Genomic DNA, 7,401 nt, shown 5'->3' with positions numbered 1-7,401 from the left:
CTGGACGAGCTGGACCCGTACTCGGCAGACGACCTTCTGCTGGCCCACGGCATCATGATGCGCGGTTTGATAGAAGAAGCCGGGGTATTCCGTTCCCGGCCAGTGGGCGTGGTAGACAGCCAGGGGCGGGTGGTTCATTTTGGGACGCTGCCTCAATATGTCCCTGGCCTGATTGCAGACCTGCTGGACTGGACCCGGGATAGTGATCTGCATATGCTGATCCGCAGTTGTGTCTTTCATTACGAGTTTGAGCTGATCCACCCCTTTGCCGATGGCAACGGACGGGTGGGCCGACTGTGGCATACCTTGTTGCTCTCGCGGTGGAATCCTGCCTTTGCCTGGCTTCCGGTGGAATCCGTCATCCATGACCGCCAGCAGGGGTATTATGATGCCATCAACACTTCCAACAACGCGGGGGAATCCACCGCGTTCATTGAGTTCATGCTGTCGGCCATTCAGGCAGCTCTCACCGAGGCCATCAGCGCGGGTGATGGTATGAGCGATGAAGCACCCGACAAGGAGACTGCCCGTTGGCGTCAAATCGAGACGTATCTCAAAAGCCACGACTGCATCCGAAACGCCGACGTACGTGCGCTGTGCGGCGTGTCGGCTGCGACGGCCAACCGTATCCTTGTCGCTTTGGTTGCCAGTGGACGCCTGGTGAAAGTCCATTCCGGCAAATATTGGGCCTACCGGCTGCCATGATTGAAGCGGCTACTTCCTTTCTGCCTTGTCCGGACAAAGAAAAAGAGCTCCCTGGTTCAGTGTGAAACAAGGCACTCATGCAGCATCCAAAAATATAGCGTATTCACGTTTTCTTCCGTGCTTTCTCTGCCCGGTTGAAGGGGTACGTGACCGCATTGGGCGGGAGAGCGCTTGAATGGCATTCAAGAGGTCAGCGGTTCGATCCCGCTTATCTCCACCAATGCAACGCCTCGCTTCCGAAAGGAAGCGGGGTTTTTTGCTGTGGCGTGAGCCGCCCCTGCGCTATGCGTTTTGGCAGGATGTATTCCATGCGCTCATAAGCCGTGCCGTCCCCTTTGCGCCCGATTTTTTGGCTGCGTGCTGCCGTCATGGGGTTACCCGTGTAGTATATAACAGTATTCCCCTCCCCTTTTCCAGGATTTTATGATATAATCACCATAAATACCTGCCAAACCATGTTGTGATGTCCGGCTTTTGCCTCCAAGCGAAACGAGACCCGTTATGACAGCTGCACCTCTATGGGATGGGACTGTATTCTTTTTCCTCTCTCCTGGTCCCGCCGCGATCACTTTCTCTGAGCGCCAGCGCCCCCGTCCTGGGCGCGGCCTGGTTTTGTGCGGTCTTTTTGCCCTGCGCCCTTCTGCCCATGCGGCAGGAGGATGTAGGGCTTTTTCTTTTACCTGAAAGGAGCCAATGAAGATGCATTTAAAATACACCTGCCCCGGCTGTGGGACCCCTTTGGGCTATGACGGATTGTGCTGGAAATGCAAGTGCGAACAGGATCGGAATGCGGCGCTGGCCTGGACGCCGGAGCAGATCGCGGAGAAGCAAAGGAACCTGATTCAGAATATCCAGCGTCTGGCGGATATGGAGGACCCGGAGCTCACCGACTTCTGGCAGCTGCTGAGCTACCAGGACGCCATCACCACGGAAATCCAGCGGGCGGCACTGGCCGCAGAGGTGTTCTGGCCCTGTGAGATCTATTATCACGCTCCCGCCGATGTAAGGGATGGCCTGATCCATGCGTTACTGTCTACGGAGAATTCCAGCGAAGCCTCCAACCTGATGAGTTGCCTTGCTATGCAGGGGGATGACAAGGCACTGGCGGCACTATTGGAGCTGGAACGAAATCCCCGGCCCTGGCGCAAGGGCCTCTATGTAGACCCATCCAGCTATGCGCAGATCGGCGGCTGGACCTTCGACAAGGAGGGCCAGAGAATCCAACTCAACTTCGACACCTGCTATCCTATGGTCAAGGGAACCACTGGCGAGAAATCTCCTGTTCGCATTGGCCGGGCACGGGAGGACACCTGCCCTCACTGCGGCGGGCGTATGGTGGATATACTGGTGCTGGATGGCCGGGACGAGCGGCTGAAATTTCTGGGGTTGGATGGTATCCTGACCGCCGCCTGCTGCCCCAACTGCGTGGGATTCCTGAAAGGCCCTGCCCTCAACCGCTTTTCTTTGGACGGCGGCATGGAGATCTTCCCCTCGGAGCTCTTTGACGGGGCGGAGAAGACGGATTGCTATGTCAGTCCCGAGGACTACAAGACCCTCACCGAAAATCCCTTTGTGCTGGGCAGGGTGCCTGTGCCCCTGTTTTATGGATGCGCCAGCGAGGATGCGAACACCGTCGGCGGCTTTGGCAACTGGGTACAGGACGCAGAATATACAACCTGCCCCCACTGCGGAAAGCCCATGAAATACCTGGCCCAGATTCAGTGGGATACGGTATTCGACTGCGCGGAGGGCACGCTTTATATCGAATTCTGCCCGGACTGCCAGATCGTATCTATGCAGCACCAGCAGACCTGAAAATTCTCTGAACTGTGCTTACGGGAGGACACCATGAAAAAAGAAAAATCAAAGACTTTGTTGCCCTGTACGCCCCAGAAGATGAGGAAAAGCTGGTATTGATCCAGAGCGGTATCAGCGCAGGCAAAACCTTTCTGGATACCTTTTGGACAGCCCATACCCATGCTCTTGCCATGGCGGCTGTCCAGACCGGGCAGGTAATCTCTGGCCGCTGCTACCTGAGCTGGCCGCTTACAGATAATGAACGAGAAAACGGAGACTATTCCAAGCTGTTTTCCAAGGGCCAGATCTACCGAATCAAAGCTCGTGCCTGGAAAGGCGACGCCCTCAGTGAACCCCAGTGGTATGTCACGGAAGTGTTGGAGGAAGGTGTGTCCTGCCCGGCCCTGGAGGAGCTCTGGGCGGAGTACACAAAGCCTGTCCTTCTGAAGGACGAAGTGCTGGGGACCCTCACGCTGGACCGTGAAATGAGTTATTTCAGCGGGACCTGCCAATGGATGGGAAAAGAGGTCCAGATCTCGCTGGATGTGGAGATTGAAAATCAGGCGTCTTGGACGCGCACCCGGAATGTCATGAAAAAGCTGCTGGCAGAGCAGGAAACATGGGACAAATCCCTGCGGGCGCTGGCCGCCCGGAAGCTCACCACTCAGGCCAACGAGTGGCTGGCGGACAATGACCAGATCGACCGGGACCCGGAACAAGATCCCATCACGGAGGAGGAGTTCGCACGGCGCATCCTGCTCACCGAGTTCTCCGTCTCCCCCGGCGGCCGGTTTACCGCTTGGTATGAGGATGACGATATGTTCTGGGGCCATGTGATCACTGTGGATGGGACACTGAAAAAAGGCCCCGTTGACGCTGATATACAGGGATAAGGTGAGGAGGAACCCTAAATGAACGGCGAACAGATCACAGCTTTTTTACAGGCCAACTGGGAGTGGGTGACTTTGATCATGGGCATTGTGTCCGTGGCTGGCTCAATTCTGAATTGGAACTGGATGTGCGACCCCACCGGCAAGCCGTACTCTCACCGCTATGGCCGTGGCTCCCGGCGAGTGATCTTCTTCCTGCTGGGGCTTGTGCTGATTGTGACCAGCATCTGGAGCCTTGTGCCAGCAATCAAGTAAGGAGGATATTGATATGATGAAGGAAAATTATCCCACCTGGCTGGAGGGCCATGTGAAGGACTGGGCGCAAAAGCGCCTACCCACCGTGACCCTGTGCTCCTCCACCGGCCATGAGCTGCTGGAGGTGTGGTACTACGGAGACCTGCGCACGGTGAAGGGAGAGCCGCAGCCCTATATTGTGGATGGCGGCGAGGCCCCTGGACTGGTGGCGGCCCGCGACCCGGAGAGCGGCGAGGAATTCGTCATCTTTGACGGCGGGCGGCATGGCTACGACAATATGTTCTGCGATGAACATGATCCAGCCGAGCTGGAACACCGTCCCCTCAAGCGATATGAGATCCCCGCCTCCAAGCTGGTGCTGGAGCTGGGGTACAGCGTGGACTACGAGGACGAAAAAGAAGACTTCGAACCGGATGAGGCGGATACTGTGGAACTGATCAACGGCGAGCGTATGCCTTGGGAACAGGTCAAGCGGGACGGCATCGACTATATCGCCCTTTACTATGTGGATGAGCAAGGAAAACAGGTCCAGATCCTGGACGCGGAACTGGCGTAAGGACAGCTATTCTATCTCTTGCTAATCCGAGGAGGTGTCTCATGACCCAAGAGGAACAGATCCGCCTCTATCGGCTGATGGAAAAGCTCAACTGGTTTTTCCACCAAGAGATGCATTACCTGGACCGGGATACGGCGGAAAAGACCGCACGAGAGTGTTACCCGGAGATTCGGGATTTTACATACGACATTTTATGGAACGACCTGCCCAAAAAGGTGCAGGAGCAGCTTGAGGACGAGGAGGAATCCCTATGAGTACGCTGATTTGCTCTTTTGATGGCCTGCACGACAACAGAGTCCTTCGCTACTGCGCTGACTTTGAAGCCCACACACTGCACATGAATACCCAGACCGAGGCCGGAGAGACCGTATCCGTCCACTTTACCGGCCTGCTGGCCCACTGGTTTGAAAATATGATCCAAGACAACATCCTCTTTGGCATGGATGAGATCACCGTGGACGGATTTTTTGAACAGTACAAAGACCTGCTGGGCGGGACTATCTCTTACGGCTTTCCCGCCTGCTGCAGTATCGAGGAACTGCGGAAGCGCATGGAACGGGAGCACATCCGGGTGTTTGTCATCGACTCCTCCCTTGGGCTGTGCGGATTTGTTCTGGCTCAGGAGGTGGAATTGCAATGTCCATAACCGCCTATCAAGTGGAAGCCGTCGGCCATGACCGGACCGGCAGGGACTTCGGCTATGTGAATATCATGTACCGCTATGGCGGCAAGCAGTCCTGCCCCCGGCCGGATCAGTGCGAAAAGCTGGAGGTCATGTGGGCGGATGGAGAGACGAATCAGCAGGCCTTCATCCTGGATTTGTCCTTCAACCCGGAGATTACCGACGAGCTGCTGGTGGTCTACTTTGATTTGAGCCAGGAGATTTTCTGCATTACCCATGAGAGCTGAGGAGGTACCCCATGATCAAAGAGCGCATCCCCATCTCCGGCGACCTCAAAAGCAAGGTCAGGCAGCTGATGGAGTACGCCGGATGGCAGGAAGGTCGAAAAGTTGATATTTCCATTGCATTGCAATACTACGCCGAGCGAGGCGTCCCGATGATGAAAAGCACCCAGCGGTTTTACCGGAAATATTTCGGCCTGTGCTGTCAGTGGTATCTGGCGCAGAAAAAGCTGAACTGGGCGGCCGACTTTGAATTTGCGCTGTTTCCATACCTCATCAACGGAATCAAGAACCACCTGGAGGACGCCTATTTCCGGGATATGTCCGGCTGTGAGCTGGCGGAGATCGAGCAGGCGGCCGGCCAGCGGTGCCAGCCCATTGGACACATCGGATACTACTACCCGGCGGAGGTCTGGATCTCCGAGTACGGGAAGCTGTACGCGAAATATGAGTATCAGGAGGAAATCGAGTGCTTTCCCGATGTGTTTGCCCTGATTGAGCGTGAACTGGGGCAGTGTAAATTCGATTCCGCCGCCATGAGAACCGTGGAGGCGCTGGATGGAAAATGATGAAACAGGACTTTACTATTTGGCGCAATCAAATATTGCAGAATCCCCGGGACATTTCACCGCTGAAATTCGGGATATCGCAGGATGAGGTCATAGAAATCTTCGGGAAGCCCGATGCTGTTTCCACCATGAGAAGCGGCGGGAAGCCTTTGATCCTCAAATACCAGGACATTGAACTGCATTTCGATAGAAAGGCCCCTCATGGGCTCTCCTTAGTCTATAGCGACGATGAGATCGAGCTGAGCATAACAGATCATCACGAAGAACTGCTGCGGCCCATCACCAGCACAGAGCCGGTGGACAACGAGTTCTTCCTCCGGGATGGAGCGGTCTATTTCTCCGGCCTGTATGAAAACGGCCTGCTCAAAGGCGTCCCGCCCGACGACTTCTCCTGCTGGCACTACTGGGGAAAAACCTCCACAGCCTGTTTTATGGGTGGCATCCGCCTGCGGGGGGCGGACCCGGCATCGTTTCGGGTGCTGAATTTTGCCTATGCGATGGACAAAACAGCCGTCTACACCACCAGCGGGAGAATCCCAGATGCAGAGCTGGCGGCCTTCCAGGTATTAGACAACGGCCAGAACGATTCGGCTGCGCCCCAGGGATATGCAAAGGACAGCCGGCAGGTCTACTTCCACAACGGGTACGGCAAGGTGAAGATCATCAAGGGCGCGAAGGTTGCCTCTTTCCGCTCGTTAGGCGATACCTATTTTGCCAGGGATGAGAAACGAATCTATGCTTACGGTAAGCAGCTTCCCAAAGCGGATCTGCCCTCATGGGAATTGCTCCGTCACTGGTATTCCCGCGATGCCAAGCGGGTGTACTACCTCAACCGGGAGATTAAGGGGGCGGATCGGAACAGTTTTACGGTATGCACCCCGCTGGACGCACCCCCTCTTGCCGATCATATGGCCCGAGACAGGAATCATTTTTACCAAAACGATGAGATGATTGAAGAACCGCTGTGGCTGGAAAGGCTGCAAGCAATACAGGGAAAATGAAAGGAGCCACCCACATGAAAGCCTTTGACCCCAATTACAAACTGCTGGACGAGATGTATCAGGACGATTACTATCCTGCTTTTCTGGTGGACAAGGTAAAGGACGAACTCCAGAAAGTTATCGACCTGCTGGAGAGCGGCGAAACCGACACCGAAGCGGTGCAGGAAAAACTGGACGAGGCGGTCTGCGGCATCAATGACCTCCAGGACGAATTTTACGAGAACGACAGCGAGATCGAAACGGTGGCTCGGGACTGTATCGGCGTAACCGTGGACTACATTTTGAAATGGTTTGGCATTCCCATTGATATGGAGGAGGCCATCCGGGAACGGGACTGGTGATAACGATGACGATTGAGGATATGTTTGGGGATCTGCACAAGATCGACATTCTGGCAGAAAAACCCGAAACAAAGGAAGTTTTGATGGTCCTCGTCTGCAACGGTTTCATTGACGGCTCCCCGGAAACGCAGAAGGCCCTGCTGGATAAGATGGAGGGCTATCTGAACCACACCCAGAGCGAGGAATTTCAAAAGGAATATGGGGATTGGTCCGTGATCTTGCGTGTGACCCTTGACCGGGAGCCGGATGAGCGCATCCTGGCCCTGCTCAGCAAGTGCCCTGCATGGGCGGAGGACTACGGCGTAAAGCTGGAAATTGAAATTGGAGGAAAACCGGTCCGCATTGTAGAGAGCTGACCAATGCTCAAACTGAATCAACAGGAGG

11 protein-coding genes and 1 pseudogene are annotated in these 7,401 nt (G+C 55.4%); all 12 read left to right on the top strand.

The annotated features are described in order from the left end of the window. The coding region (locus B5G12_RS04750) for a Fic family protein (RefSeq protein ID WP_087324082.1) at positions 1-705 on the top strand (705 nt) is incomplete at its 5' end. Between the two features lie 699 nt (positions 706-1,404). Next, entirely contained in the window at positions 1,405-2,520 is a 1,116-nt protein-coding gene (locus B5G12_RS04745) for a hypothetical protein (protein ID WP_087324081.1), read from the top strand. Positions 2,521-2,534: 14 nt separating this feature from the next. Next, positions 2,535-3,395 (top strand): DUF2262 domain-containing protein, encoded by an 861-nt coding sequence (locus B5G12_RS04740; RefSeq protein WP_087324080.1) that lies wholly within the window; start codon positions 2,535-2,537, stop codon positions 3,393-3,395. Positions 3,396-3,413: 18 nt separating this feature from the next. Next, a complete protein-coding gene (locus B5G12_RS04735) occupies positions 3,414-3,647 on the top strand; it encodes an Imm17 family immunity protein (RefSeq protein WP_087324079.1) in 234 nt (77 codons plus the stop codon). A 13-nt stretch (positions 3,648-3,660) separates the two neighbouring features. After that, complete coding sequence (locus B5G12_RS04730) at positions 3,661-4,203, top strand: hypothetical protein (RefSeq protein ID WP_087324078.1); 543 nt, start codon at positions 3,661-3,663, stop codon at positions 4,201-4,203. A gap of 41 nt (positions 4,204-4,244) precedes the next feature. Continuing rightward, positions 4,245-4,457: a hypothetical protein gene (locus B5G12_RS04725; protein WP_087324077.1), complete on the top strand. Its 213-nt coding sequence runs from the start codon at positions 4,245-4,247 to the stop codon at positions 4,455-4,457. Further along, positions 4,454-4,849 carry a hypothetical protein gene (locus B5G12_RS04720; RefSeq protein ID WP_087324076.1) on the top strand — a complete coding sequence of 132 codons (396 nt, stop codon included), beginning with the start codon at positions 4,454-4,456 and terminating at the stop codon, positions 4,847-4,849. The genes B5G12_RS04725 and B5G12_RS04720 overlap by 4 nt, the downstream gene beginning before the upstream one ends. Before the next feature lie 152 nt (positions 4,850-5,001). Continuing rightward, positions 5,002-5,112, top strand: a pseudogene (locus B5G12_RS14760) (DUF2004 domain-containing protein); the annotation flags it as partial. Positions 5,113-5,123: 11 nt separating this feature from the next. Beyond that, a complete protein-coding gene (locus B5G12_RS04710) occupies positions 5,124-5,675 on the top strand; it encodes an SUKH-3 domain-containing protein (RefSeq protein ID WP_087324074.1) in 552 nt (183 codons plus the stop codon). Continuing rightward, a complete protein-coding gene (locus tag B5G12_RS04705; RefSeq protein ID WP_242955934.1) occupies positions 5,672-6,676 on the top strand; it encodes a DKNYY domain-containing protein in 1,005 nt (334 codons plus the stop codon). Before B5G12_RS04710 ends, B5G12_RS04705 begins: the two co-directional genes overlap by 4 nt. A gap of 14 nt (positions 6,677-6,690) precedes the next feature. Next, positions 6,691-7,017: a DUF5713 family protein gene (locus tag B5G12_RS04700; RefSeq protein ID WP_054330791.1), complete on the top strand. Its 327-nt coding sequence runs from the start codon at positions 6,691-6,693 to the stop codon at positions 7,015-7,017. 5 nt (positions 7,018-7,022) lie between these two features. Further along, entirely contained in the window at positions 7,023-7,373 is a 351-nt protein-coding gene (locus tag B5G12_RS04695) for a DUF6572 domain-containing protein (protein ID WP_087324072.1), read from the top strand. Positions 7,374-7,401: the final 28 nt, after the last annotated feature.

It is taken from the genome of Faecalibacterium sp. An58 (assembly GCF_002161515.1).
GTDB lineage: Bacteria > Bacillota > Clostridia > Oscillospirales > Ruminococcaceae > Faecalibacterium > Faecalibacterium avium.
Note: the sequence above shows the minus strand (reverse complement) of the source record. Positions and strands in the feature narration are given on the sequence as shown.